Source organism: Sorangium sp. So ce302, from assembly GCF_051530145.1.
GTDB lineage: Bacteria > Myxococcota_A > Polyangia > Polyangiales > Polyangiaceae > Sorangium > Sorangium cellulosum_B.
Genome location: NZ_CP150326.1, coordinates 12,855,886 through 12,879,446, shown reverse-complemented (window position 1 = coordinate 12,879,446; position 23,561 = coordinate 12,855,886). Strand labels below are relative to the sequence as shown.

The following is a 23,561-nucleotide window of genomic DNA, read 5'->3' as shown; positions in this document are numbered from 1 at the left end:
AGAACGACACCCCGACAAGGGATTGTGAGCGTTCACATTGTCGGTGTCAACCAGAAATGGAGCGGCGTGCCTAGGGCTCAAGAAAGCGAACGGCATCACGACGGTTGCCCACGAAGGCTGCCATCGTCATCGGCCTGACCATGAACAGAAATCGGTGCACCACGGCACAGGAGCTCACGATGACCACTCCGTTTGGCGGACCCGCTCGAACGGAGCTGCCGTCGATATCGCCCTTCTTGGCCTTTTCCGCGCCATCCTTCGAGATCGCGACCCACTTGCGCATCCCGGGCGACGGCTTCGGCGCCACGTATTCCAGCGCCGACGCGATCTTCGCGCCGTCGCCTCTCGTGGTCGCCGACTGCATCACCGCCTTCATCCAGCCCTGCATCGGACAGGCCTTCTGTCCTTTTGCACCGCAGCCAAAATTCTTCCCCTCGGCAACAGAACCGGGGACCTCCGCGGTCCCGCTCGCGGCCCATGCTGCGCCCGCAAAGCCAATGCCGACGCTCATCAACACCGCACTCATCAGCTTCATGCTCATCGACATCCCAGGCGCCGGCGGGCTCGCAGCGTCGAGCGCCAACCGTCGATGCGCTGCTCGGCTTCGAGCGCGTCGGGCGGGCCGGCGATCAACGCGGTCCGGCGTCCGCCCATGTTGACGCGGCGCGCCGGAGGAGCCCCGCCAGCCTTGCCCTCCCTCGGGCTCGGGGATACGCCCGCGGGCCTATCAATTGGCGTTGACATCGACCATGTGAACGCTCACATTCCGCTCGACAGGCATCCATTTGCTTCGCCTCGGGTGGGCCGTCATGCGCACCGAGACCTTCGTCATTTGATCGGTCTCGGCACCGATTCCGTTCGGTCGGGCACCGCGGAAGCGATCGCCGATCGATGGTGCTTGGGTCTTGCCAATTTCAATGCACTGGAGACCACGACAACCCTCGCTTCGGCTGTCGTGAGTTCCATAGTATTTCCCACCGGAATTCTCTGAGGTCCGGCAAGGCGGCCGGATGGCAACTTCGGGTGCTGCGTGACTTATGTTGCGGCGGGCTCTGCTCAGCCCCTCTTCGGGCGCACGGTGTCATCACATCGGCCCCGTCCGGGATCAGGTGCTCCAGGTTCCATCACACTGCGGGACCTGCTCTGGGTTGACAGACAAATTCTCTATACGATCCACCCCTGGAAAGCGACGCTATGCCAGCAACTTATCCATGCATCGAAGGGGCCGCCTGAACGAAGCAGCCTGCGGGAGCTCGTCCAGGTCCCCTGCAGGCTCACGCGCGTGCAAGCCCCGGTTGACGTCTCTGCCGCTAGCGAGAGGCCCGTGCGCAAACCCACCAGAACCACAACACTGTTCCTTTCCATGAGCCTCTGCGGGCGGATCCTGCTCGGGCTCTCCGCCGCGACCGCCGCGACGTTCGCGCTCGCGCCCGCCACGCTCGCCGCCCCCAAGGCGTCGAAGTCGATCGCGGTGCGCATCGAAGGCCCCAACGCGGATGACATCCGCGAGGACATCCTCGCCATCGTACCGGAGACGCTGGGGGTCGTGGACCCTGACGCGTTCTTGAAGTCGCTGAAGAGCGCCGGCCAGACCAAGCCCGTCGGGGACACGCTCGTGTCGAAGGCCCAGCGCAAGAAGGCCATCGACCGCATCCGCAAGGCGGGCAAGGCCGCGAAGGCGGAAGGGGTCATCTACGGCGTCTCGCGGACGAACAAGAAGAAGAAGAAAGAGGTCCACCTCGTCTACGTCGACGAGAACGCCGGCGACCTCGCCGTGGACAGCGCGGTGCCGGTGACCGGCTCGCGCGACGACCGCAAGAAGGCGCTGGAAGAGCTGCTCGGCCCGACGCTGGCGCAGATCGCGCCGCCGCCCGCCGAGGAGGACGAGGCGAAGGGCGACCGGGAAGGCGAAGGCGAGGATGACGACGGGGGGGACGAGGAGAAGGACGAAGGCGGCGAGGAGAGCGACGCCGACGAGGGCGGGAAGGGCGGCAAGCGCGAGCCGCACGAGGCCGGGTCGGCGCTCTTCTCGGTCGAGCTCGGCGTCGAGTTCATCGGCCGCTGGTTCGACTACTCCGATCCGCGCACGCAGAACCTCCGGCCCTACAGCGTCTTCGGGCAGCCCGCGCTGTCGATCGCGGGTGAGGTGTACCCGCTCGCGTCGACGGACATCGCGGTGCTCAAGGGCCTCGGGATCACCGCGAGCTACGCGCGGGCGCTCGGCCTCAACTCGGCGGTGGGCGACGGCGACCCGATCAGCACCACCTACCAGCGCATCAACCTGGGCCTCCGGGAGCGGCTGTCGATCGGCGACGCGTCCCAGCTCGGGATCTCCGCCGGGCTCCGGTTCCTGACCTTCGATATGGAGGCGCCGGCGGATCTCGCCAGGACGGTGCCCAATGTCTCCTACACCCTGTTCCGGGCCGGCCTCGACGGCCGCTTCCCGGTCGGCCCGGTCGCGCTGACGCTGGGCGCCGAGTACCTCCTGCCGCTCTCGTCAGGCGCCGTCTACGAGCGGTTCAAGGGGCCGAGCGTGCAGGGCATCGGCGCGATGGCCGGGGTGATGGTCCCCATCGCGACCGGCATCGAGGCGCGCGTGCTCGCCGAGTACGCCCGGTTCTTCTCGTCGTTCCAGCCCGAGCAGGGCGACGCCTACATCGCGGGCGGGGCCATCGACCAATACCTGGGACTGCGGCTCGCCGGAGCCTACGTCTATTGAGAGAGAGGTAGCACGTGACGTTCATGACTTCCCTTTACGGGCGCGCCGCGCCCTCGCGCCAACGGGCCGCGACCGAAGATCGACGGGCAAGCGCTGGATGACCTGAGGTCGCTCGTGGCGACGTCCTCCGACGCGACCCTGGACGATTTGGCTGACCAGCTCGCGCGCCGTGATCACATCGTAGCCAGCCGCCATACCGTCGGCCGGGCGTTGCGGCGGCTGAACATCACCCGGAAAAAAAAGCGCTCCACGCAGCCGAGCGCGACACGGAAGATGTGACAGCGGCTCGCCAGGCCTTCGCGAAGAAGCTCGCTCGACTCAATCCACAAGAATTGGTTTTTATTGACGAATTTGGGACCAATCTGGGCATGACGCGGAGGCATGCATGGGCGCCACGGGGAGTCCGTGCCCACGGTGCGGTGCCGATCAACACTGACCCCACGATCACGCTCACGATCGGGCTGGGCCTCGACGGTGTCGTCGCTCCCTTCGCGTTCGAGGGCACGATGGACGGCGTAGCCTTCCGCCCGTACGTCGAGGGGCAGCTCGTGCCCGCGCTGAGGCCAGGCCAGGTCGTCATCGCGGACAACCTCGGGTCACACCGCACGCGGGGCGTTCGCGAAGCGATCGAAGGCGCTGGCGCGAAGCTGATGTACCTGCCGCCCTACTCCCCGGACTTTTCACCGGTCGAGAATTGTGGTTCCAAGATCAAAGAGTCGATCCGAGCGGATGCACCTCGAACGCCCTCAGCCGTCTACAAGTCGATGGGCCACGCGATCGGAGCGATCACTCCGACGGACGCACGCGGCTGGTTCAACCACTGCGGGTACTGTATCCCTCGGACCTGCTCCCCGCTCTAGTGACTGCATTCTTCCTTCTCGTTGCGTCCTCCCGGAGGGAGCGTTGTGAAGCGGGGTTCCGCTTCAGATTGTCCGCGATGTATGGATTCCGCGCGCGTGGGGCCGGGATAGAAAACTCCCAGCCGACGGTCGGGGAGCTCCAGTACGACCATTTCTGCGCCCCATTCATCCGCTGTCGGCCCCGCACAGCGCCGCGAGGCGGCGCTCGTCCTCGGGCCCTCCCGCCGCGCGCGCCGTGTAGTAGACGAGCTGCTGGCGGCTCGACGTCGTCGAGGCGAGCGTGTGCCACTCGAGGACGAGCGGCCCGGCGCCGCCGGCGTCGCGGCCACCCGCGCCCTCGGCCTCGACGCGGAAGGCCTTCGCGCCGCTCACCTTGGCGCGGACCTCGTGGCGCGCCCAGATCACCCGGAACGCCTCGCTCGTCTCGAGCAGCTCGGCAACGAGCGCGTCGAACTCCGGATCTCCCACGTGCGAGCTCGCGCTGAAGCGGAAGGCGGCCACGACCTCCCGCTCGATCACGCCGATCTCCGCGTAGCGCGCGCGGTAGGCCGCGTGGCGGAAGGTCATCCAGAGCAGGTTGCGCCTTCGCGGGGAGACGTCGCCGAAGTCCACGAGCAGGCGGCGCGCGGCGCCGTTCCACGCGAGCACGTCGAACCGGGGGCTGAAGACGAGCGCCGGGACGCGCATCGCCTCGAGCGCGCGCGCCATCGCCGGCTCGGCCCTCTCCTGGCGCGCCGCGGCCCGCGCGGGCTCGGGCCGCGCCAGGTAGAACAGGTGACCTCGCTCGTCGTCGTCGAGCTTCAGCACGCGCGCGATCGCCTCGAGCGTCTCGCGCGACGGGTTCACGTCACGCCCTTGCTCGAGCCGGGTGTACCAGTCGACGCTGAGCCCGGCGAGCTGCGCGATCTCCTCGCGCCTGAGGCCCGGCGTGCGCCGCCGCTTCCCCGCGAACGCGCCGCCCGCGATCGGCGCCGCGCGCATCCGCCTCCCTCGGAGGAAATCCGCCAGCTCGCTCCGCCTGTCGCTCACGATCGCGCGCGCCCCGGGCACGCATCGAAAGATGCACTGTTCGCGCTCCTCTATCCAGGGATTGCGAATCCTAGGTTCGCGGCACGTCTGCCTAACCTCGACGCGGAGCTCCAGATTGCGGGCACCCCCGAGCGGGGACCCAACCAGGAGCTGGCACCATGTCTCAACATCTTCCTCTCGCAGGTCGCATCGCCGTCGTCACCGGGGCCTCCAGCGGCATCGGTGAGGCCACCGCGCGCAAGCTCGCAGCGCAGGGCGCCGCCGTCGCGCTCCTCGCGCGTCGCAAGGACCGCCTCGATTCACTGGCCGAGGGCATCCGCGCCGCGGGCGGGCGCGCGCTCGCGCTCTCCGCCGACGCCAGGGACAGGACCGCCGTCGCCGGCGCCGCGCGGTCGATCGCGGCCGAGCTCGGCCCCGTCGACCTCGTGATCAACAACGCCGGCGTCATGTTGCCGTCCGGCGTCGAGGAGCATCGGATCGCCGATTTCGAGCAGATGATCGAGGTCAACCTCACCGGCGCGATGCGGGTCGTCGACGCGTTCATCGATCCGCTGGTCGCGGCCGCGAAGCGGGGCGGCCCGTCGGACCTCATCAACATCTCGTCGATCGGCGCGCACGGCGTCTTTCCGACGTTCGCCGTGTACTGCGCCACCAAGGCCGCCGTCACCCACCTCTCGCGCAACCTGCGCGCCGAGCTCGGACCGAAGCACGTCCGCGTCTCGGTCATCGAGCCTGGGTTCGTCAACACGGAGCTCCAGAGCCACATGACCGACGAGGCCGCCAAGGCGTGGATCGCCGAGGCGAGGCAGCAGATCACGTGGCTCACGGCGGACGACCTGGCGAGCACCATTGCCTTCACGGCCGCCCTCCCGCGGCACGTCAACCTGGCGCACGTCACCATCATGCCGACCCAGCAGGTGTGACCGGCGCCTCCTCGCGACCGGAAACGCTCGCGGCGCCGTGACGCGCGCCGTGCGCTACCCGTGATCCAGCTGCTCCAGCTCGCGCACGCGCGCCTCCAGCTCGCGCACGCGCGCCTCGGCCGCCTCCCTCGCGCGGGCCTCGATCGCCGCGGCTTCCTCCTGGGTGGGCACGAGCTCGCCCTTGCCGCCGGGGCGCGTGAGGCGGAGCCGGGACTCGGCCCCGCCGCCGATCACGCAGAGCCAGCTGTCGAGCGCGGGGCTCCACACGCGCCCTGCGCCGGCGTACACGCGGACATACGCGCCGTCGGGGTCGCGCCGGTAGGCCTGGAGCGCCACGCGCCCCGCCGGCGGCCGGTGCGTGGCGGCCAGCGGATCGAAGATCGCGAGCTCCGGGCAGCCGAGCTGGCAGTACTTGAGCGGGACGTCCTCGTAGGCCTTCTGCCAGTCGGTCGCCACGATCTCCAGGGCGAAGCGCGGGGGCCGGTGTCCGGGCAGCCAGGTCTGCCACTGCTTGGGCAGCGGCGGCGCGGGGCGGTGATCGAGGAGGTAGACGTCCGGCGAGACGCGCACGAGCGGCTCCTCGCGCACCCAGGCGAAGAACCGATCCGTGCCGGCGTGGTGGTCGGTCCAGCCGCGCTCGCGCGCGAGCTGCGCGATCGACGAGAGGAGCAGGCGGGAGATCTCGTCGTGCTCGCCCCACGCGCCGATGCCGTCCGCGTCGTCCAGGTACCAGTCCGACCAGTCGATGGTCGCGCGGAGCTCCTCGGGCTCCGGGTCGCGGACGACGAGCGCGCGCGGCAGGCGCGTCGCAGGGGGAGCGGCTCCGGAACGGGCAGGCAGCACGAGCCCACACGGTAGCACCCCGAGCGGAGCGGCGGGAGCCACAGGCGGGCGCGACCGCGCGTGGCGTCGCCGAGGCGCCGTGGGGCTCCCGATCCGGCGCGCCGGCGCCATGTCGGCGGCATGCGTTCTCTCGGGGGAGTGCTCTTCGACGTGGATGGGGTGGTTGTCGACTCGCCGCATGAGCGCGCCTGGCAGGAGGCGCTGGAGGCGCTGATGGCGACCGAGTGGCGCGCGATCGCGCCCGAGACACGCTACGCGCCCGAGCGGTTCACGACGGCCGTCTACCAGAGCGAGGTCGCCGGCAAGGCGCGCGAGAGCGGCGCGCGCGCGGCGCTCGATTACTTCGGCGTGCCCGACGCGGCGGAGCGCGCCGGGGTCTACGCCGAGCGCAAGCAGGCGGTGCTGCTCCGGAAGATCGCGGCGGGGAAGTTCGTCGTGTTCCCTGACGCGATGCGGCTGATCCTGGAGCTCAAGGCGCGCGGCGTGCTCCTCGCGGCGGCGTCGTCGTCCAGGAACGCCAGCGAGCTCCTCCGCAGGATCCGCGTCGACGCCTTCGTCGAGCACCAGAACCCCCGCCGCGCGCCGGTCTCCCTGGGCGCGACGCTGCTCGATCTGTTCGACGCCGACCTCTGCGGCGTCGCTGTGGCGCGCGGAAAGCCGGCGCCGGACCTGTTCCTGGCCGCCGCGCGCGCGCTCGGTGTCCCGCCGCCGCGCTGCCTCGTGATCGAGGACGCCCCCTCCGGGGTGCAGGCCGCGAAGGCGGCCGGGATGACCTCGATCGGCGTGGCGCGGCTCGCCGACGAGGCGCTGCTGGCGGCCGCGGGGGCGGATCGCGTCGTGACGACGCTCGATCAGCTCGATCCGGACGCGCTGGTCGACGGGCGGATCGCGGCGCGCGCGGCGTGAGGAGGGCGGGCGGCGCGAGGAGGGCGCACCTCGCCGGACTTCGTGGGGCCACCTTGCACAGACAGCGTTCCCTGGGCCCACGCTCGGGTGCCGCTTGAAGCCACACTTGATCGAGCGGGTGATCTGGTCACGATGGTCATATGCGCAAGGCGTCGGTCGCGGAAGCCAAAGCTCACCTTTCCGCCCTGGTGGATGAAGCGGAGCACCACAACAAGCGCACGTTGATCCTGCGGCATGGCAAGCCCGTTGCCGCGATCGTGCCGCTCGATGTGGCCGTCCCTTCGACGCCTCGCCTGTCCAAGGAGGAGATCGAGAGGCTGTTCGCGGCGCTGGGCTCGACGGCACCGCGGGAGAGCGCGGTGGAAGATTTGCTCGCGGGGCGACGATGAAGATCGTTCTCGACGCTTCGGTCGCTGTCGCCGCTGCGCGGCCGAACGAGCCTTCCCATGCCGCGTCGCGGGCCCGAACGCCAACGAATCAACGAAGCGACGGTGGCCGCCGTCGGCGCGTGCTCCAGACGGACAGGATGACGACGAGCGCCTTCGTGGGATGGTAGCGGTAATATGCGTAAAACTGCGTTCTTTCGAGCAGCAATCGTCGAACGCCGTGGGTCCTGACTGCCTGGTACTCGTGCCCAAGCTCAGGAGCGGTCCGGAGGAGGCGAACGGCTTGCGCGAGCTCGGCGATGAACACGGGCCACAGCGCCGGCCGATTCGTCTGACACCATGCTTCGATGCGATCGAGCTCGTGCGATGCCCGCCGAGCGAAGCGGACCGCTGTCACGACGCGCGAGCACGGAGGCGAGCAAGCACCTCGTCGGCGTCGAGCGTGTCTCCTGCGTCGTCCTGCGCAATGCCCTCAGCGAGCGCGGCGTGGAGGGCCCCCCGCTCCTCGTCATCGAGCTCATCGAGCGCGTCTCCCCCCACCGCGACAAGATCCACGACGGCCCCCTCTGGCAATTCGGTGGGCTCGTCGAGCACGAGGTGGCCGTTCCGCACGGTGGCTTTCAGCGAGAGCATCGAGGGATCATAGCACCGTGCGGCGCCCCCTCAGCCGCCCTGCTTGCGGACGATCGCCAGGCTCCAGATCTCCCCGGCGCTCGTCCCGACCCACAGCGTCGGCGATCCCTTGCCGGCGACCGCGAGCACGGCCGGCTCGCCGCGGGCGCCGAGCGTGACGCTCGCCGTCGGCGCGAGCGGCGCGCCGGACGCGGCCTCGATGGCGGCGCCGTCGAACAGCGCGACGCGGCCGTCCGCGAAGGCCGCGAAGAGGCTCGACTCGAGGACGGCGACGTCGGCGACGGGATCGGCGAACGCGAGCATCTTGGCCGCGAGCTTGCCGGACGACCTCACGACCGCGCAGAGCGCGCTCGCGCCGCGCTTGTACACCGCCGTCAGCTTCGGGCCGCCGCGCACGCGATCGAGGTTCTGGGCCGCGCGCGGCAGCGAGGCGCGGAGCGTCGGGCCCGGCTCGGGCGTCGCGCCGGGGTGGACGCGGAGCTCGCCGCCCTCCCCCGCGCCGTCCATCACCACGTGCGCCTCGGTCTCGGTCAGGTCGAACGCCCGCGCGGAGCCGCGCACCGCGAAGGTGCGGCCGTTCACCTCGGTCTTGTCGAGCTTGAGCTCCGTCGCGCTGCCGTCCCAGCCGAGCGCGAGCGCCGTCTCGCCCGACGGCCGCGTGGCGAGCTGCCGCGCGTCCCGGCCGACCTGATCGAGCTTCGGGCCGTGCGTGATGCCGAGCAGCGCCCACACCGCGTCGTCGCCGCTCCGCACCACGGCGACGTCCTTCGACAGGAGCGCCACGTCGTGCGCCGAGGACAGCGACAGGTTCGTCGTCTTCGCGCCGGAGCCGCCGACCGGGCAGACGCCGAGGCGCACCGGATCGGTCGAGACCATCGCGACGAGCCCGGGGCTCGCGAGGACCGCGGCGCCTCGGATCTCCGCGTCCAGGCCGTGCACCTTGCGGGGGGAGCTCAGATTGCTGAAGGGCATGGCCCGCTAGGATACCGGTTCTCGCGCGGCGCGGTCAGCCCTTGATGAGCGAGCGGACGTCGATGTCGAGGTTCTCGGACTCCGCGACCGCATCCATCGCCTTGCGGAGCTGGGTGACGGTCACCCCGGCGGGGACGTCGACGCGGGCCTCCATCCGGAAGAGCTGCGAGCCGGTGACGGGCGCCTCGTAGGCCGAGGTCTCGAGCGAGACGATGTTGACGCCGACGCCGTGGAGCGCGCGCGACACCGCGCGCACGATGCCCTCGTGATCGAGCGCGTCGACGGAGATGACGCAAGGGATGGTCGCCGCGCGCCGGTGCGACTCGGGGCTCTTGGTCCTGCGGCTCTGCACCGTGAGCCCCGTCGCCCGGGTGAGCGACTCCGTCTCGCGCTCGACCGCCTCGATCGCGCCGGGGGGCCCCGACGCGAGCAGGAGGATGCCGAACTCGCCGCCGAGCACCGCCATCCGGCTGTCCTCCACGTTGGCGCCGCGCTCCGTCAGGTAGTGGGTCACCTCCGCGACGATGCCCGTCCGATCAGGGCCGAGGCAGGAGAGGACCAGGAAGACTTCAGGCTCGGACGTCGTCGTCATGCGGCGCATCTTAGTCCGATCCGCGCAGCCAGCGCACCTCGCCGCGGGCGCGCGGGCCGCGCGTCCCGGACGACGAGCGCCCGGGCAACGCCGTCCGTGTCCTCCGGCCGAGCTCCCCCGAGAGCGGCGGGATCGAGCGACGCGCGCGCGTCCGCGCGCGCCATGCCGACGACGAGGCGCTTGTCTCCGGCGGGCCAGTGGGCGAGAGACGGCCATCCCCATGCTGTACGAACGCGACAACATCCATCGACTCACGCCCTACACGCCAGGTGAGCAGCCGCAGCGGGCCGACGTGGTCAAGCTCAACACGAACGAGAACCCGTACCCGCCGCCGGCCGCCGTGCTCGAGGCGATCCGGGACGTCTCGGCCGATCAGCTCCGCCGGTACCCGCCGCCCCGGGCGCAGCAGTTCCGCGAGACCGCGGCGCGGCTCCATGGCCTGTCGCCCGCGCAGGTGATCGCCACGAACGGCGGCGACGAGCTGCTTCGCATGGCCATGACGGTGTTCTGCGAGCCCGGCGGCCGCGGCATCGGCGAGACGTACCCGACCTACTCGCTCTACGACGTGCTCGCGGAGATCCACGGCACGACGATCACCCAGGTCCCCCTGGCCGAGGACTGGTCGGTCCCGGAGGATTTCGCGCAGCGCCTGAACGAGCACGGCTGCCGGCTCGCGCTCCTCGTCAACCCGCACGCGCCGTCGGGGCGGCAGGAGCCGCTCGACAAGCTCGAGCGCGTCGCGCGGGCGTTCCGCGGCGTGCTCCTCATCGACGAGGCGTACGTCGACTTCGCGGAGTTCGACGCGACGCCGCTGCTCGACCCGGCGCGAGGGCTCGACAACGTTCTTCTGCTGCGGACCCTGAGCAAGGGATACTCGCTCGCGGGGCTCAGGTTCGGGTATGGGCTCGGGCACCCGCGGCTCATCGAGACGCTCGACAAGGCCCGCGACAGCTACAACACCGATATCCTCTCGCAGGCCGCGGCCACCGCGGCGCTCTCCGCGCGGGACGAGGCGAGGAAGAGCTGGGAGAAGGTGATCGCCGAGCGCGCCCGGCTCACCGGGGCGCTCCGGCAAAAGGGGTTCACGGTGGCGCCGAGCCAGAGCAACTTCGTCCTGGCGAGTCCGCCGGGAGGAGGGCTGTCGGCGCAGGCGATGTACCGGGCGCTCTACGACCGCGCCATCTTCGTGCGCTACTGGGACGCGCCGCGCATCCAGGACAGGCTGCGGATCACGGTGGGCACGCCGGAGCAGAACGACGCGCTGCTTGGCGCGATCGACGAGCTGTCGCGCGCCGCCGGGGGCGCGAGCGCATCATGAGCTGAGCCGCCGTGGCGGCCGGGGCGCCATGCGCCGTCGCGCGCCGTCCGCTTCGTGCGCACGTGTACGATCCTTGCGCAGCCTCTGGCCTCAGCGCTTCGCGCGGCGGCGGGCCGCGCCGGTGGCATCGGCCCTGCAATCCCCTCGACCATTCACTGCACAGCGTGCCCCACAGGTCGGGTCCTAACGCCTCGTCGATCCACGGCGGGAGAGGAGATTGCTCATGCGTCAGCAGCGTCACCAGCGTCACCAGCATCACCAGAGCAGCCGGTCATCGTCACATGTCCTGTCGCGCCTGTTTCGCAGCGGCGGCGTCCCCTGTCTTTCCCTGGCGCTCGCGACGGCATGCGGTGCTGGCTCCGGCGGCAGCCCGGTCGACTCGCTGACGTCCAGCGCGACCGCGGAGGGCTCCGGCAGCGGCGGCAGTGATAGCAATGGCGGCAGCGGCGGCAGCTCCGGCAGCGGCACCGGCGGCAGCTCCGGCAGCGGCGGCGGCGCGGTCGCCCCGCCCGGCAGCTGCGGCGCGAGCGGCGCCACCGTGAGGCGCACCTACGCGCCCAGGCTGTTCACGGCGGGCGCGGATCCCTCCGGCAATGCCGAGTGCCAGGGCGTGCTCAACCCCGAGCGCGGCGTCTTCCATTTCAGGGATCTTCGAAGCCTGGGATCTGTCGCTGGCCTTCGAGACGAGGGGTACACGCTGATCTACGGTCAGGCGCTCATCGACGACTACCGTGCGCGGGACATCGATCAGCCCCTCATCGACCAGCTCAACGAGAGCTTCGCCGCCGTGCGCTCGGCGGGGCTCAAGGTGCTCCCCCGCTTCTACTACGCGACGGACATCGGTGAGGACGACGCGCCGCTCGGCCGCGTGCTGTCCCACATCGACCAGCTCAAGCCCGTCCTGGAGGCGAACGCCGACGTCATCGCCGTGCTGCACCCTGGCTTCGTCGGCGCCTGGGGCGAGTGGCACGCCTCGACGAACGATCTCACCCGTCCAGACAGCCGCAAGCAGATCTTCGACGCGCTGCTTCAGGCGCTGCCCGCGAGCCGGATGACGCTCGCGCGCCGCCCCTCGCACAAGCTCGAGGCGTACGGCGGCCCGCTGACCGAGGAGACGGCGTTCTCCGGAGCGCCGCTCTCGCGCGTCGGCCACCTGAACGACTGCTTCCTCGCGAGCGAAGACGACGTCGGCACCTACCAGCTCCCCGGCGAGAAGGCCTATGCCGCCGCGGACTCGGCGTTCACGCCCGTCGGAGGCGAGACCTGCGGCCGCAACCCGCCGCGCAGCGAGTGCGCCTCGGCGCTCGCCGAGCTGTCGGCGCACCACTTCAGCTTCATCAACACCGACTATCATCCTGACGTGATCGATGACTGGCGATCCGGGGGCTGCTTCGAGACGATCGCCTGCCGCCTCGGATACCGCTTCGTCGTGATGGATCACGAGTCACCCGAGCAGATCGCGCGCGGGCAGCCGCTGTCCCTCCGGCTGCGCGTGTTCAACGACGGGTACGCCCGGGCCTATAACCCGCGACCGGTCTACCTCGTGCTCCAGCAGGGCGAAGCGCGGCGCGTGGCCGAGGTCGACGCCGATCCGCGCCGCTGGGCTCCTGGCGAGGAGAGCGAGATGTGCCTCGAGGCAAAGATTCCGGCCGATCTCCCGCCGGGCGACTACCAGCTCGGCCTGTGGCTGCCCGACGCATCCGAGCGCCTGCGCGACGACCCGCGCTACGCGATCCGGCTATCGAGCGGCGCAGCGTGGGACGGCGCCAGCGGCGTCAACCTGCTCGACGCTGCTGTCCGGGTGGTCGAGTGACCGGCCAGGTGGCCCCGCCGCGCGCGAGCGGCCGCACCCACGGCCCAGGCTGATCCGGCGGCCGTCAGGCGCTGAGCTTCGTCGTGCTAGATCACAGCGAGGGAGACGCACAGATGAGCCAAGAATCCGAGCGAGACAAGATGATGAAGAAGACGGCCGTCCTCGAGATCCCCGGCATGGATGCCGTCATCCTCCGCAGGGATATCGCGTACCAGGCGACCGACGCAGGCGCCCTGACCTTCGACCTCTACGCTCCACCAACCTCGGTGGCCGTGGCGCGGGCGCCTGCCGTCGTCTTCGTGTCCGGCTATCCGGATCCGGGGTTCGAGTCGGTGTTCGGCTGCAAACGCAAGGAGATAGGGCAGTCCACGTCGTGGGGACGGCTGGTGGCCGCATCCGGCTTCGTGGGCATCAATTACACGAACCGCGAGCCGTCCGATCTCCATGCGCTGCTCGAGCACCTCCGGCAGAACGCCGCCTCGCTCGGGATCGACGAGCGCCGGATCGGCCTGTGGGCCTGCTCCGGCAACGTCCCCATGGCCCTGTCGGCGCTGATGCGGGGAGCGAGCGGCTCGCTCCGGTGCGCCGCCCTCTGCTACGGCTTCATGCTCGATCTCGGCGCGTCCACCCGCGTCGCGGAGGCGGCGGCGCAGTTCCGGTTCGTCAACCCGTGCGCCGGGAAGTCGATCGACGACCTCCCTCCGGACCTGCCCCTGTTCATCGCCAGGGCAGGACAGGACAGGATGCCTCACCTCAACGAGACGATCGATGACTTCATTGCCGGGGCGCTGGCCCGCAACCTGCCAGTGACGCTCGTGAACCACGCCACGGCGCCGCACGCGTTCGATCTGCTCGACGACAGCGAGGCTTCGCGAGAGACGATCAGGAGCCTCCTTGGGTTCCTGCGGTTCCATCTCCTGGGGTAACGCGATCCGGCCTGCGCGCTCGGCTCACCGGGCGCCGCCGGCGGGCGACGCCGCGAGCCCTCGCTCGGCGTCACGCTCTGACGGACGACGGCTCGGCCGCGCCGCGCACCGCGTCGCGGAACCACTGCTGCGCCGGATCGCGGTGGTGGCGCTCGTGCCAGTACATGCGCACCTCGAAGCCGGGGAGCTTCACCGGCGGATCGACAACGCGCAAGGGGAGGATCTCCGCGAAGGCCTCGGCCACGCGCGCGCCGACGGAGACGACCAGGTCGGAGCCGGCGACCACGTGCGGCGCGAGGAGGAAGTGCGGCACCGCCAGCGCCACGCGACGGCGCTTCCCGAGCTGCGCCAGCGTCTCGTCGACGACGCCGCCGGGCGTGCCGCGCGGGGCGATGAAGACGTGGCGCATCGACGTCCAGGAGGCGAGGTCGATGCCCTTCTTCACCAGCGGGTGCCCCTTGCGCACGAGGCAGACGAAGCGCTCGCGGTAGAGCGGGCGCGACCGGATGCCAGCGGGGAGCCCGTCGCTGCGCGCCGGGGCCACCACCACGTCGGCGTCGCCGCGGGCGAGCTGCTCCTCGAAGGAGGCGTCGAGCGCGCGGAGCCAGAGATCGACGTTCGGCGCCTCGCGCCCGAGGCGATCGAGGAGCTTCGGCGCGAGGACGAAGGAGCCGTAGTCGGCGGTGGCGACGCTGAAGCTGCGGGCGGCGCTCGCGGCGACGAACGGCTCCTCGGCGCGGAAGCAGCGATCGAGAGCGCGCATCGCCTCGCGCACCGGCTCCGCCAGCTCCTGCGCGCGCGCCGTCGGGGCGAGGCCGCGCGAGGTGCGGACGAAGAGCGGATCGCCGAAGAGGCGCCGGAGCCGGCCGAGCGCATGGCTCGTCGCCGACTGGGTGAGGCCGAGCCGCTTGCCCGCGCGCGTGAGGTGCCGCTCGTCGAGGAGCGCGCCGAGCACCCGCACGAGGTTGAGATCGACCGTGGCCACGTCATGAAGGGCAGGCATGATGGGTATGTCTATCATGCAGTGGATCGATGCGCCGAGCAGGCGCATCTTCTCCCTGTCGACGGCGCGTTCGCCGTGAAAACAAGGAGCACGCACATGCACTGCGTCATCGCGGGGGTTCGGGGGACACGGGCTCGGTCGTCGCCGACACGGCGCCAACGCAACAATCGCCTGGAGGTTTCAGCATGAAGGCCGCAGTCGTACATGCGCTCGGTGTCCCGCCGTCCTATGGCGATTTCCGTGAGCCGGAGCCCGGCGACGGTGAGACCGTGGTGACCGTACACGCCGCTCCGCTCAGCCCCATCGTCAAAGGCCTGGCCTCGGGCAGGCACTATGCGAGCGGAAAGAGCGGCGGCTTCGTCCCGGGCGTCGATGGCGTCGGCACGGACGCTGCGGGGAGGCGCGTCTACTTCCTGTTCCCGAAGGCGCCTTTCGGCTCGATGGCCGAGAGGTCGCTCGCCATGGACAGCATGATTGTGCCGGTGCCCGACGCGCTGTCCGATGAGCAGGCCGCAGCGATCGCGACCGCGGGGCTCGCCTCCTGGATTGCGCTGTCACGCCGGGCGCTCCTCCAGAAGGGCGACACGGTGCTCGTGAACGGCGCGACGGGCGCGGCGGGGGGCATGGCGATTCAAACCGCCCGTCACTTCGGAGCGAGCAGGGTGATCGCTGTCGGTCGTGACAGGGTGAAGCTCGACCGGCTCGACGCCGACGTGAAAATCGCCTTTGACGAGGACGCGGATCGATCACTACGGGATCAATTCGATCGAGGCGTCGACGTCGTCCTCGACTTCGTGTGGGGCGAGCCGGCCGTCCGCGTTCTCCGGGCAGCGACGAAGGACCGTGGATCCAGGGCCGGCGAGCCGCGCCTGCGCTTTGTTCAGCTGGGTACCGTGGCTGGCGACGAGATCCCGATCCGAGGTGACATCCTGCGCAGCACGGGGCTCGAGCTCATCGGTAGCGGTATCGGAAGCGTTCCGGTGAAGGAGCTGCTGGCCGGGGCCGGCGAGCTCTTGGCAGCGGCCCCGGCGGCCGGCTTTCGTGCACCGTTCAAGGGTCTGCCGCTCAGCGCTGTGACCGATGCCTGGAACGAGGAGCCGGAAGTGCGGTGCCTTCTCCTGCCGAACGCAAAGGCCTAGAGCGGCGGTCACCCGCTTCGGATACGGGCCCATCTCGACGTTTTCGGTGCTCAGCGCACTGGAGTGCGCTTCCGCGCCGAAAACGCCGATCTGGACCCGTCTCCTGTGCGGGTGACCGCCGCTCTGCGACGCTCGTACCAGTGTCAGCTGAAAACCGCTCTAAGGTCGATCGTCCGCCTGCATGCAAGGAGAACTGGTCATCCGGCCGCCCGCGCGTTTGAAGAACGCGCCCGGTGTGAGCCCGACGAGCTGACGGAAGTCGGCGATGAGGTGGGCCTGGTCATAATAGCCCGCGTCTGCGGCGATACGCGCCCAGTCGCACGAGGTCGCTGCCATTCGCACCGCGCGTTGCAGGCGGACGGTCCGCGCGAACTCCTTCGGGCCGATGCCGACGTTCTCGATGAAAGCGCGGCGAAGATGCCGCGCCGTGACGCCGAGCCGATCGGCGACACGCTCCACCCGGACCTCGCCCCCTTCGAGCAAGCGAACCGCACGGCGAGCGAGCTGCCCTGATGCCGTCTCGAAGGGTTGGCCGGCGCGAAGGGCGAGCGCCCGGGCGACGCGGTCGATCACGTCCGCGCGGCTCCTCGCGGCGAGTAGCTCACCGCAGAGCTCGCGCCCGGCGCGGCCCCACACGTCCTCCAGCGGGACGAGCCGGTCCGTGAGCTCGCTCGCTGCCACGCCGAGCAGCGGAACCGACCAGCCAGGCTTGAACCGAAGAGTGACCGTCCGCGCGAGGCCGGTCTTGCTCTTGAATATCGCGCGCGTTCGGGGGCCCGCGACCCACACGTCCCCCTCGCGTCCCCCCTCGAGCGCTCGAAAAAAGAGGCCCGTTCTGCCGTCGGGAAGCCACTGGACGTCGAACACCTGACCGGGGGGTGCCGCGACATCACGGACTTCCTCGACGAAGCGCGGGAGTGCGAGGGTGGGGAGATCCATCGCTGCGGCCACGTTCGTCAATCTTACGCCTCTCGTGCGGCCGTTCAAGCCGACACGGGTGCCCGCGTCGATCGGCTACCGCTCGCTGTCGAGCACCTTCATGTGCTGGGCGGGGTAGCGCGTGCCGCCGATCGCGTCCGCTGGCACGAGGCTCTCGAGCGCCGCGACGTCGCTCGCCGACAGCGGCTTGTCGAGGGCCACGAGGGCGTCGTCGAGCTGGGCTCGCGTACGGGCCCCGACGATCGGCACCAGCGTGGGCTGCTTCGCCAGCACCCACGCGAGCGCGACCTGAGCCGGCGTCATCCCGCGCTCGCCGGCGAAGGCGTGGAGCTTCTCGACGACGCTCGCGTTCTTTGCCCCCTGTTCGCCTGCGAAGCGTGGCATGTACTGCCGGAAGTCCCCCTTTCCCGAGGGCTTGCTGCCGGTGAGCAGCCCCCGCGCAAAAACCCCGTAGAGCGTCGCGCTCATCCCGAGCTCTGCGAGCGCGGGGAAGATGGACGCCTCGGGCCCGCGCGTCGCGATCGCGTACTCGATCTGCAGGTCCACGATCGGGTGCACCTTGCTCGCGCGCCGGATCGTCTCGCCCCCCACCTCGGACAGCCCGACATGCCGGACGAAGCCGGCCTTGATGAGGTCGGCGATCGCCCCGACGGTGTCCTCGATGGGCACTTGCGGGTCGAGGCGCGCGGGGCGGTACACATCGATGACCTCCACGCCCAGCCGATGCAGGCTGTACGCCGCGAAGTTCTTCACGGCCGCCGGGCGGGTGTCGATGCCCAGCGCGGCGCCGTCCGGGCCGCGCATCGCGCCGAACTTCACCGACAGCTGGACCTTGTCGCGCACCCCCTCGATCGCGCGCCGGATGAGGAGCTCGTTGTGCCCGTTGCCGTAGAAGTCTCCGGTGTCGATCAGGGTGATCCCTCGCTCGATGGCGTGGCGGATCGTCGCCACGCTCTCGGCGTCCTCGGCCGGGCCGTAGGCGCCGGACATCGCCATGCAGCCGAGGCCGACGGGAAAGACGCTGGGCCCGGTCTTGCCCAGCGGAGTCGATCGGAGCGGGGAGCGGCTCATCGTGGCGTCGAGGTGGGTCATGGGGTGTTCATGCCACGCGCCCGAGGCTTCCGATTGGAAAAACCGGACATTCGAGGACCCCGGCACCTCGTTCCAACCGGGCACCAGACCCGTGGATCGAGCCCGCGGCCGACCGCCCCCCTCGGTCATGGAATGGCCCCGAGCAACGGCGTCATGTCCGGATCCGCCTTCTGCATCGCGCGCCGATACGCGGGGCGCGCGCCGATCCGCTGCAGATAAGCCAGGATGTTCGGCCACGGCGAGAGATCGTACGGCTTGAACAGCCGCATGGTGGTCAGCGAGAACACCGTCATGATGTCCGCCGCCGTCAGCTCCGGACCGGCGAGATAAGGCGCCTCACCCAGACGCTGCTCCACCGTGGAGAAGATCAGGTTGAACCGATCCTTCGCCGCCTGCAGCGCCGCATTCTTCTCGGACGCATCGACGCGCTCCAGAGACCACACCCGCAAGACGGCCGGCTGCAAGGTCCCGTTGGCGAAGTGGAACCAATAGAGATAGTCGGCGAACCCGGGCTGGCCGTGCTTCACGGCGAGCCGCCCCTCGCCATGGGTTGCGATCAGATACTCGGCGATCGCCCCGGATTCGCCGAGCACCAGTTGGCCGTCGGTGAGGATCGGCGCCGTCCCCATCGGGTGCAGCGCCTTGTATTCCGGCGGCGCCATCCTGTTGTCCTTTCGGCGCTCGTACCGTCTCAGCTCATAGTCGAGCCCAAGCTCCTCGCAGAGCCAGACAATCCGCTCCGACTGGGAACGCCCGAGGTGATTCACGGTCAGCACGTTGTTCGCCATGAGCTCAATGTACGACCGCACGTCGCGGGGTGCTTGCCGGTAGCTCTCTGCTTCTTGCTCGATCCTCTCGCCGGAGACACAAAAGCGCGATGGTGCTACGCTCGCCACATGAACCTGGCGGCGCTCGCCGAGCTCGCTGCAAGCCAGCTCCCTCGCCCGAAGGACCGCGCTAGCCAGTACGTGCGACCGCTGAAGAACCTCGGCATCCTCCGGCACCACCAGCCGACATCGTTCGAAGCCGCGGTCTACGAGCCGGTCATGGGCCTTGTGCTCCAGGGGCGAAAAGAGACGGTGCTGGGAGCCGATTCGTTTCCGATGAGCGTTGGCGAGTGTCTGCTCATCAGCCACGACCTTCCGGTGATCGCACGCGTCACGAAGGCCCCGTACCTCGTGCTGCTCTTCGATGTCGAGCTGGATACGCTGCGCGACCTGGTCGAAGCGATGGCCGACGCGCTTCCCTATGCCGCGCAGCCTCGCTCGCTCGCGGTCCACACCTGCGATGCCAGGCTCGTCGACGCGCTCCATCGCTATCTCGCGCTCGCGGGCGCGCGGACGGACGCAGCGGTGCTTGGTCCGCTCGTCTCGCGCGAGATCCACTACCGGCTCGCGACGGCACCGTTTGGCGGCATGCTGCGCGACCTGATCCGCCATGACAGCCACGCCAGCGCGATCGCGCGCGCGATCGCACAGCTGCGGCGTGACTTTCGCTCGCCCGTCGAGATCCCGAAGCTCGCGCGCAGCGTCGGGATGAGCGCGTCTTCATTTCACAAGCACTTCAAGGCGATCACGGCGTCGTCACCGCTCCAGTATCGAAAGAGCCTGCAGCTCCTCGAGGCCCGCCGCCTGTTGCGCGCCGGCGCGATCTCGGTCTCCGCGGCGGCGTTCGACGTCGGCTACGAGAGCGCGGCGCAGTTCAGCCGCGATTACACGCGCAAGTTCGGCGTATCGCCGAAGCACGACATCCCGGCAGGATTGCTGGCCCGCGGCGCTAGCCGGTGAGCGAGGCCTCCAGCCGGTTACCTGCCGCGCGGTGGCCGAGCACCGCCACTACCTTCTCGACGATCACGCCCCCCGCCTCCGCGGCGGGCAGCCCGCCGGCGTGGATGTTGGAGATCACCGTGTATTCGAAGCCGATCATGGGATTGCCGCTGAAGGCGGCGGCCGCCTCCTGGTCCGCGCCGGGCGTGAGGCGGTAGGCGAGGTAGGCCGAGAGGCTGCTCGACGCCTGCTCGCCGCTCCCCGGGCGCTCGCCGAGCAGCACGATGACCAGCCGCGCCGCGAGCCGCTCGGCGACGGCCTCCGCGAGCTTCACCCGGCCGTAACGCGCGAGCAGCGGCTGGCCGACGGTCACGCCGCGCGCCCCCAGGCCGTCCAGCAGGACCGGGAGCAGGTCAGGGATGTTGCGGTGGACGGCCTCGGCGCTCAGGCCGTCCGACACCACGATCTGCACCTCGGCCTCCTCCGGCGCGAGCCGGGCGGCGCTCTCCGGGGAGAGGCGCGCCCCCGCGTCGGCGGAGCCGAGGTGCTCTCCCTTGCTGGCCGCCGTCGTGGCGATGAGGCGGAACGCGGCGACGCGGGCCAGCTCGTCCTCGCGCAGCTCGGTGGCGAGCGCCGCCCGCGCGATGGCCTCGTCGCGGCGACCGCGGCGGCTCACCGCGTTGGCCGGGCGCGGGCCGGCGGTGGCGAAGCCATAGGCGGCGGGCGTGGCCGCGAGCAGCTCGGCCAGCTCGGCCTCGTCCGGGCAGAACTGCCGCACGTCGCCGAAGCGCGGCCCGCGGGTGATCGCGTCCGCCTCGCCCTGCCCCTCCCCCGCACGCGCCAGGATGCCCCGCGCGAGGGCCCACTCCAGGAACTCGCCGCCGGGCGCGCGGCCATGGATCTCCCGCAACGTCTGCACGTCATGCCCGCTCGTGTCGAAATAGGCGAGCATGCGATCGGTGTTGAGACAGACATCCATGTAGTAGTTGGCGCCCGCGGCGGTGAGGAGCTGCGTCGCCATCTGCTGGCCCTCCAGCGTGACGTGGGCGTGGAGGGTGTAACAAGGGGCCATGCCCATGGGCACGCCGAGGAGCTTGCCCATGAAATGGTCCTGGAGGTTCGCGAGGATCATCTCGCGGTCGTCGAGGTGCGTCTCCGGGCCGATGAAGCCGGTGACGTTGTTGAGCATGAACGGGTCCCAGCGGCGGGCGAGGCCGTAACAGAGCGCCTCGGCCGTGGCCATGTCGATGCCGTCGTGCTTGCCGTACGTGAGCTCGCTGCCCTGGCCGGTCTCGAAATACATGAACTGCTCGGCCTGGCCCGCCAGCGGGCCGCGCGCGGCCATGCGGCGATAACCCTCGTCGATGAGATCCACGGTGACGTCGAACTCGGTGACACAGCAGGACTCGGTGCCGGCCAGGCTCTGAAAGAGGATCTCCACGGGCGCGCCCTGGTCGAGCGCGGCGAGCTGCACCTTGAGGTGAGACAGGCAGCAGATCTGCGTGGGGACGCCGGTCGCGCGGCGGATGCAGTCGAGGTGGCGGAGGATCGCGGCGGTGGTCTCCACCGTGCCGGACGCGGGGTTGACGCCGAGCAGCGCGTCGCCGGCGCCGAGGGAAAGGCCCCAGTAGAGCAGCAGGGTGATGCCCCGGAGATCGTCGGTGGGGTGGTTCGGCTGGAGGCGCGAGGCGAGCGTGCCCGGGGCGCCGAGGAGCGTGCGGGCGCGGGTCGGGCGGCTGATCTTGCGGGCGAGGTACACGAGCTCGTGCACGTCGCAGAGCTTGGCGAGCGCCGCGGCCATGACCCCGGTCAGGGCGCGGCCGAGGCGCGCCACCTCCGGGCCGGGCGCGCGGAGCAGGTGGTCCTTGAGCTCGCCGAGGCGCAGCGAGGCGATCCGGGCGAAGGCGTCGCGGTCGATGTCGTAATTGACGCGCATCACCGCGTCGATCTCGCCCCGCGCGTCGGTGAGCGGGTGATCGTGGAGGTGCTCCAGGGTCAGCTCGCCGAGCAGCTCCCGCGCGGCTTCCCGCGCCGCGTCGTCGCTCGCCGCGAGGCCTGCCTGGCGATCGCCGGCCTTGCTGCAGTCGGCGGCGCCGAGGAGCCGCTTCAAGCCGCGGAACGAGCCGCCGTGGCCAGGCAGGCGGGCCGCATAGACAACGTCGGTCCGGGGGCGAGGGACCTCGATCCGATCGAGCGGGGTCGGTTCCTTCACGGCGCGCTCCTCCCTTCACGGAAGGTTCGCCGAGCGACGTCATGGCGTCATCCCGTAGAACGAGACGGGCAGGACCTGATCGCACAGGCGGCCGACCTGGACGAACCGAGCGCCGTGCGCCTGCACCTCGTCGATGACGAGGAGGTCGATCGGCAGCGCGCCCCAGCCGGTCACGTAGCCCCCGAGCGTCTTGCCCGCGTTCTGCGCGGTGAGCAGCACGAGGGGGTGCTCGGGGATCGGTCCGGCCCGGCGCAGCGCGCCGGCGATGCGCGCGCCGAGGCGCTTGAGGGTGGTCGCCGAGACGTCGTCGAGGGCGATCTCCAGAGAGCCGCCGCGGGTGCTCCGGCGGAAGAGGTCCACGGCGTGATCGAGCTCGGCGTCGGAAGAGGCGGGCGAGAGGCGCGCCAGGATGGGCAGGTCGCGCAGGGGCAAGCGCTCGGGGCGCGGGAGGAACAGCGTCGCGCCGGAGAGCTGGGTGGCGTGGCGCAGCAGGCCGTACGCCGTGGCCCGGCCCATGCTGGCCGGCGTCGCCACCCGCGCGCTCAGCCGGGGGGAGGCGAGGATCGCGCGGGCGAGGTCCACGCCGAGATCGCCGTGGTGAGCCGGCTCCGGCAGGGGGCGCCCGGCCAGGCCGGCGTAGATCAGCTCGCCCACGCCCCCGGAGAACGTGAGGGTGGGCGCCGCGATCCCCTCCGGCAGCGCGAAGGGCACCTGCACGTGGCGCGCGGCCACGGGCGTGTCGAAGGCGCCGGCGCGCCCCGCGATCGCCGCCTCGAGCAGATCCACGTAGAAGGCGACGACGGCCTCGGCCTCGGCCTGCGGGAGCACCTCGCCCGGGCCGCGGCGTAGCCCGAGGTGGTCGAAGGCGGCGCGGGCCTCGGGCGAGAGCGCGCGGAGGCGGCGCGAGCGCGGGTCGAGCGCGACGTGCCGCGCGCCCACGAGAAGACAGCCGGTGCGCTGGACCTCGCCGGCCAGGCCGAGCGCGAGGTTCGTGGTGCCGCCGCCGATGTCGAGGTTGACGACGGGCTCGCCGGGGCGCGCGCGCGACAGGGGAGCGGCGCTGCCCATGAAGGCCACCCAGGACTCGAGGCAGGGGTCCTCGGCGACGGCAAGCAGCGCCTCGCCGACGCGCGCGCGGATCAGCGCCGCGAGCGCGTCGGCGTTGCTCCGGCGCGCGGCGAGGCCGGTGATGATCGCGCCGCCGCCGAAGAGGGCCCCGGGCGCCACGCCCGCCTCGGCGAGCCAGCGATCGAGGAGCGCCGCCGCGGCGTCGAGATCGAGGGCGTCGCCGGCGAGGGGCGTCAGCGCCATCTCCGATCGGTACCGCTCCTCCAGCGCGCCGAGCTCCACCCGTCCGCTGCCCGCGGCGCGCGTGAGCGTCGCCGAGGCGGCCACGGCGCAGCTCGTGGTGGAGCCGAAATCCAGGCCGAGCAGGGTGACCTGGGCGCCCATCACCGGACCTTCGTTATCTTCATGGCCAGGCCCCAGTC

At 70.7% G+C, this 23,561-nt stretch carries 24 protein-coding genes; 11 read left to right on the top strand and 13 right to left on the bottom strand.

All coding sequences use genetic code 11. The annotated features are described in order from the left end of the window. Window positions 1–70: 70 nt before the first annotated feature. Entirely contained in the window at window positions 71–541 is a 471-nt protein-coding gene (locus WME73_RS48760; protein ID WP_437743111.1) for a hypothetical protein, read from the bottom strand. Window positions 542–1,363: 822 nt separating this feature from the next. Here WME73_RS48760 and WME73_RS48755 point away from each other — a divergent pair. The 3 genes from WME73_RS48755 (at window position 1,364) to WME73_RS48745 (ending at window position 3,579) form a co-directional block, all read left to right on the top strand. Next, on the top strand, window positions 1,364–2,719 hold the full coding sequence (locus tag WME73_RS48755) for a hypothetical protein (RefSeq protein ID WP_437914056.1): 1,356 nt from the start codon (window positions 1,364–1,366) through the stop codon (window positions 2,717–2,719). Between the two features lie 114 nt (window positions 2,720–2,833). Further along, window positions 2,834–2,998: a hypothetical protein gene (locus WME73_RS48750; protein ID WP_437743109.1), complete on the top strand. Its 165-nt coding sequence runs from the start codon at window positions 2,834–2,836 to the stop codon at window positions 2,996–2,998. Continuing rightward, on the top strand, window positions 2,995–3,579 hold the full coding sequence (locus tag WME73_RS48745; RefSeq protein WP_437855499.1) for a transposase: 585 nt from the start codon (window positions 2,995–2,997) through the stop codon (window positions 3,577–3,579). The genes WME73_RS48750 and WME73_RS48745 overlap by 4 nt, the downstream gene beginning before the upstream one ends. Before the next feature lie 165 nt (window positions 3,580–3,744). On the opposite strand, the gene WME73_RS48740 is transcribed toward WME73_RS48745, so the two are convergent. Then, a complete protein-coding gene (locus WME73_RS48740; protein WP_437914055.1) occupies window positions 3,745–4,608 on the bottom strand; it encodes a helix-turn-helix transcriptional regulator in 864 nt (287 codons plus the stop codon). 158 nt (window positions 4,609–4,766) lie between these two features. Here WME73_RS48740 and WME73_RS48735 point away from each other — a divergent pair, with 158 nt between their 5' ends. Next, window positions 4,767–5,531 carry an SDR family oxidoreductase gene (locus WME73_RS48735; RefSeq protein WP_437914054.1) on the top strand — a complete coding sequence of 255 codons (765 nt, stop codon included), beginning with the start codon at window positions 4,767–4,769 and terminating at the stop codon, window positions 5,529–5,531. 54 nt (window positions 5,532–5,585) lie between these two features. Here the strand turns inward: WME73_RS48735 and WME73_RS48730 are convergent, their stop codons facing one another. Then, window positions 5,586–6,374 carry a Uma2 family endonuclease gene (locus WME73_RS48730; protein ID WP_437743105.1) on the bottom strand — a complete coding sequence of 263 codons (789 nt, stop codon included), beginning with the start codon at window positions 6,372–6,374 and terminating at the stop codon, window positions 5,586–5,588. Between the two features lie 120 nt (window positions 6,375–6,494). Here WME73_RS48730 and WME73_RS48725 point away from each other — a divergent pair, with 120 nt between their 5' ends. Further along, a complete protein-coding gene (locus tag WME73_RS48725; RefSeq protein ID WP_437914053.1) occupies window positions 6,495–7,280 on the top strand; it encodes an HAD family hydrolase in 786 nt (261 codons plus the stop codon). Between the two features lie 140 nt (window positions 7,281–7,420). Beyond that, entirely contained in the window at window positions 7,421–7,669 is a 249-nt protein-coding gene (locus WME73_RS48720; RefSeq protein WP_437914052.1) for a type II toxin-antitoxin system Phd/YefM family antitoxin, read from the top strand. A gap of 88 nt (window positions 7,670–7,757) precedes the next feature. Here the strand turns inward: WME73_RS48720 and WME73_RS48715 are convergent, their stop codons facing one another. Genes WME73_RS48715 through WME73_RS48700 form a run of 4 tightly spaced genes read right to left on the bottom strand, consistent with a single transcriptional unit; the run spans window position 7,758 to window position 9,863 of the window. Beyond that, window positions 7,758–8,063 carry a type II toxin-antitoxin system RelE/ParE family toxin gene (locus WME73_RS48715; RefSeq protein WP_437914051.1) on the bottom strand — a complete coding sequence of 102 codons (306 nt, stop codon included), beginning with the start codon at window positions 8,061–8,063 and terminating at the stop codon, window positions 7,758–7,760. Next, the gene (locus WME73_RS48710; RefSeq protein ID WP_437914050.1) at window positions 8,060–8,299 is read right to left on the bottom strand and encodes a hypothetical protein; all 240 of its coding nucleotides are present in this window, start codon (window positions 8,297–8,299) and stop codon (window positions 8,060–8,062) included. Before WME73_RS48710 ends, WME73_RS48715 begins: the two co-directional genes overlap by 4 nt. 30 nt (window positions 8,300–8,329) lie before the next feature. Continuing rightward, entirely contained in the window at window positions 8,330–9,271 is a 942-nt protein-coding gene (locus tag WME73_RS48705) for a hypothetical protein (protein ID WP_437914049.1), read from the bottom strand. A gap of 34 nt (window positions 9,272–9,305) precedes the next feature. Continuing rightward, entirely contained in the window at window positions 9,306–9,863 is a 558-nt protein-coding gene (locus tag WME73_RS48700; RefSeq protein WP_437529497.1) for a glycine cleavage system protein R, read from the bottom strand. Window positions 9,864–10,083: 220 nt separating this feature from the next. On the opposite strand from WME73_RS48700, the gene hisC reads away from it, so the two are divergent. From hisC to WME73_RS48685, 3 genes are all read left to right on the top strand, one after another. Then, on the top strand, window positions 10,084–11,181 hold the full coding sequence (hisC, locus tag WME73_RS48695) for a histidinol-phosphate transaminase (protein WP_437914048.1): 1,098 nt from the start codon (window positions 10,084–10,086) through the stop codon (window positions 11,179–11,181). Between the two features lie 223 nt (window positions 11,182–11,404). Then, window positions 11,405–12,994 carry a DUF4832 domain-containing protein gene (locus WME73_RS48690; RefSeq protein ID WP_437914047.1) on the top strand — a complete coding sequence of 530 codons (1,590 nt, stop codon included), beginning with the start codon at window positions 11,405–11,407 and terminating at the stop codon, window positions 12,992–12,994. A gap of 113 nt (window positions 12,995–13,107) precedes the next feature. Then, window positions 13,108–13,920, top strand: coding sequence for an alpha/beta hydrolase (locus tag WME73_RS48685; protein ID WP_437914046.1), 813 nt, complete (start codon window positions 13,108–13,110; stop codon window positions 13,918–13,920). Window positions 13,921–13,990: 70 nt separating this feature from the next. On the opposite strand, the gene WME73_RS48680 is transcribed toward WME73_RS48685, so the two are convergent. Beyond that, window positions 13,991–14,923, bottom strand: coding sequence for a LysR family transcriptional regulator (locus tag WME73_RS48680; protein ID WP_437914045.1), 933 nt, complete (start codon window positions 14,921–14,923; stop codon window positions 13,991–13,993). A 185-nt stretch (window positions 14,924–15,108) separates the two neighbouring features. Between WME73_RS48680 and WME73_RS48675 the strand changes: the two genes are divergently transcribed. After that, window positions 15,109–16,062: a zinc-binding dehydrogenase gene (locus WME73_RS48675; RefSeq protein ID WP_437914044.1), complete on the top strand. Its 954-nt coding sequence runs from the start codon at window positions 15,109–15,111 to the stop codon at window positions 16,060–16,062. A 159-nt stretch (window positions 16,063–16,221) separates the two neighbouring features. Here WME73_RS48675 and WME73_RS48670 read toward each other — a convergent pair whose 3' ends face one another. The 3 genes from WME73_RS48670 to WME73_RS48660 all read right to left on the bottom strand — a co-directional run bounded on the left by WME73_RS48670 (window position 16,222) and on the right by WME73_RS48660 (window position 18,869). Beyond that, the gene (locus tag WME73_RS48670) at window positions 16,222–17,049 is read right to left on the bottom strand and encodes a helix-turn-helix domain-containing protein (RefSeq protein ID WP_437914043.1); all 828 of its coding nucleotides are present in this window, start codon (window positions 17,047–17,049) and stop codon (window positions 16,222–16,224) included. 27 nt (window positions 17,050–17,076) lie between these two features. Continuing rightward, the gene (locus WME73_RS48665) at window positions 17,077–18,093 is read right to left on the bottom strand and encodes an aldo/keto reductase (RefSeq protein WP_437914042.1); all 1,017 of its coding nucleotides are present in this window, start codon (window positions 18,091–18,093) and stop codon (window positions 17,077–17,079) included. Window positions 18,094–18,218: 125 nt separating this feature from the next. Beyond that, window positions 18,219–18,869: a glutathione S-transferase family protein gene (locus tag WME73_RS48660; RefSeq protein ID WP_437917514.1), complete on the bottom strand. Its 651-nt coding sequence runs from the start codon at window positions 18,867–18,869 to the stop codon at window positions 18,219–18,221. A gap of 120 nt (window positions 18,870–18,989) precedes the next feature. Between WME73_RS48660 and WME73_RS48655 the strand changes: the two genes are divergently transcribed. Beyond that, the gene (locus WME73_RS48655; RefSeq protein WP_437914041.1) at window positions 18,990–19,880 is read left to right on the top strand and encodes an AraC family transcriptional regulator; all 891 of its coding nucleotides are present in this window, start codon (window positions 18,990–18,992) and stop codon (window positions 19,878–19,880) included. On the opposite strand, the gene eutB is transcribed toward WME73_RS48655, so the two are convergent. Together eutB and WME73_RS48645 are read right to left on the bottom strand one after the other, a co-directional pair. Continuing rightward, window positions 19,870–22,071, bottom strand: coding sequence for an ethanolamine ammonia-lyase subunit EutB (gene eutB / locus WME73_RS48650; protein ID WP_437914040.1), 2,202 nt, complete (start codon window positions 22,069–22,071; stop codon window positions 19,870–19,872). The two genes, WME73_RS48655 and eutB, sit on opposite strands and share 11 nt — an antisense overlap. A 39-nt stretch (window positions 22,072–22,110) precedes the next feature. After that, the gene (locus tag WME73_RS48645) at window positions 22,111–23,523 is read right to left on the bottom strand and encodes an ethanolamine ammonia-lyase reactivating factor EutA (protein ID WP_437914039.1); all 1,413 of its coding nucleotides are present in this window, start codon (window positions 23,521–23,523) and stop codon (window positions 22,111–22,113) included. Window positions 23,524–23,561: the final 38 nt, after the last annotated feature.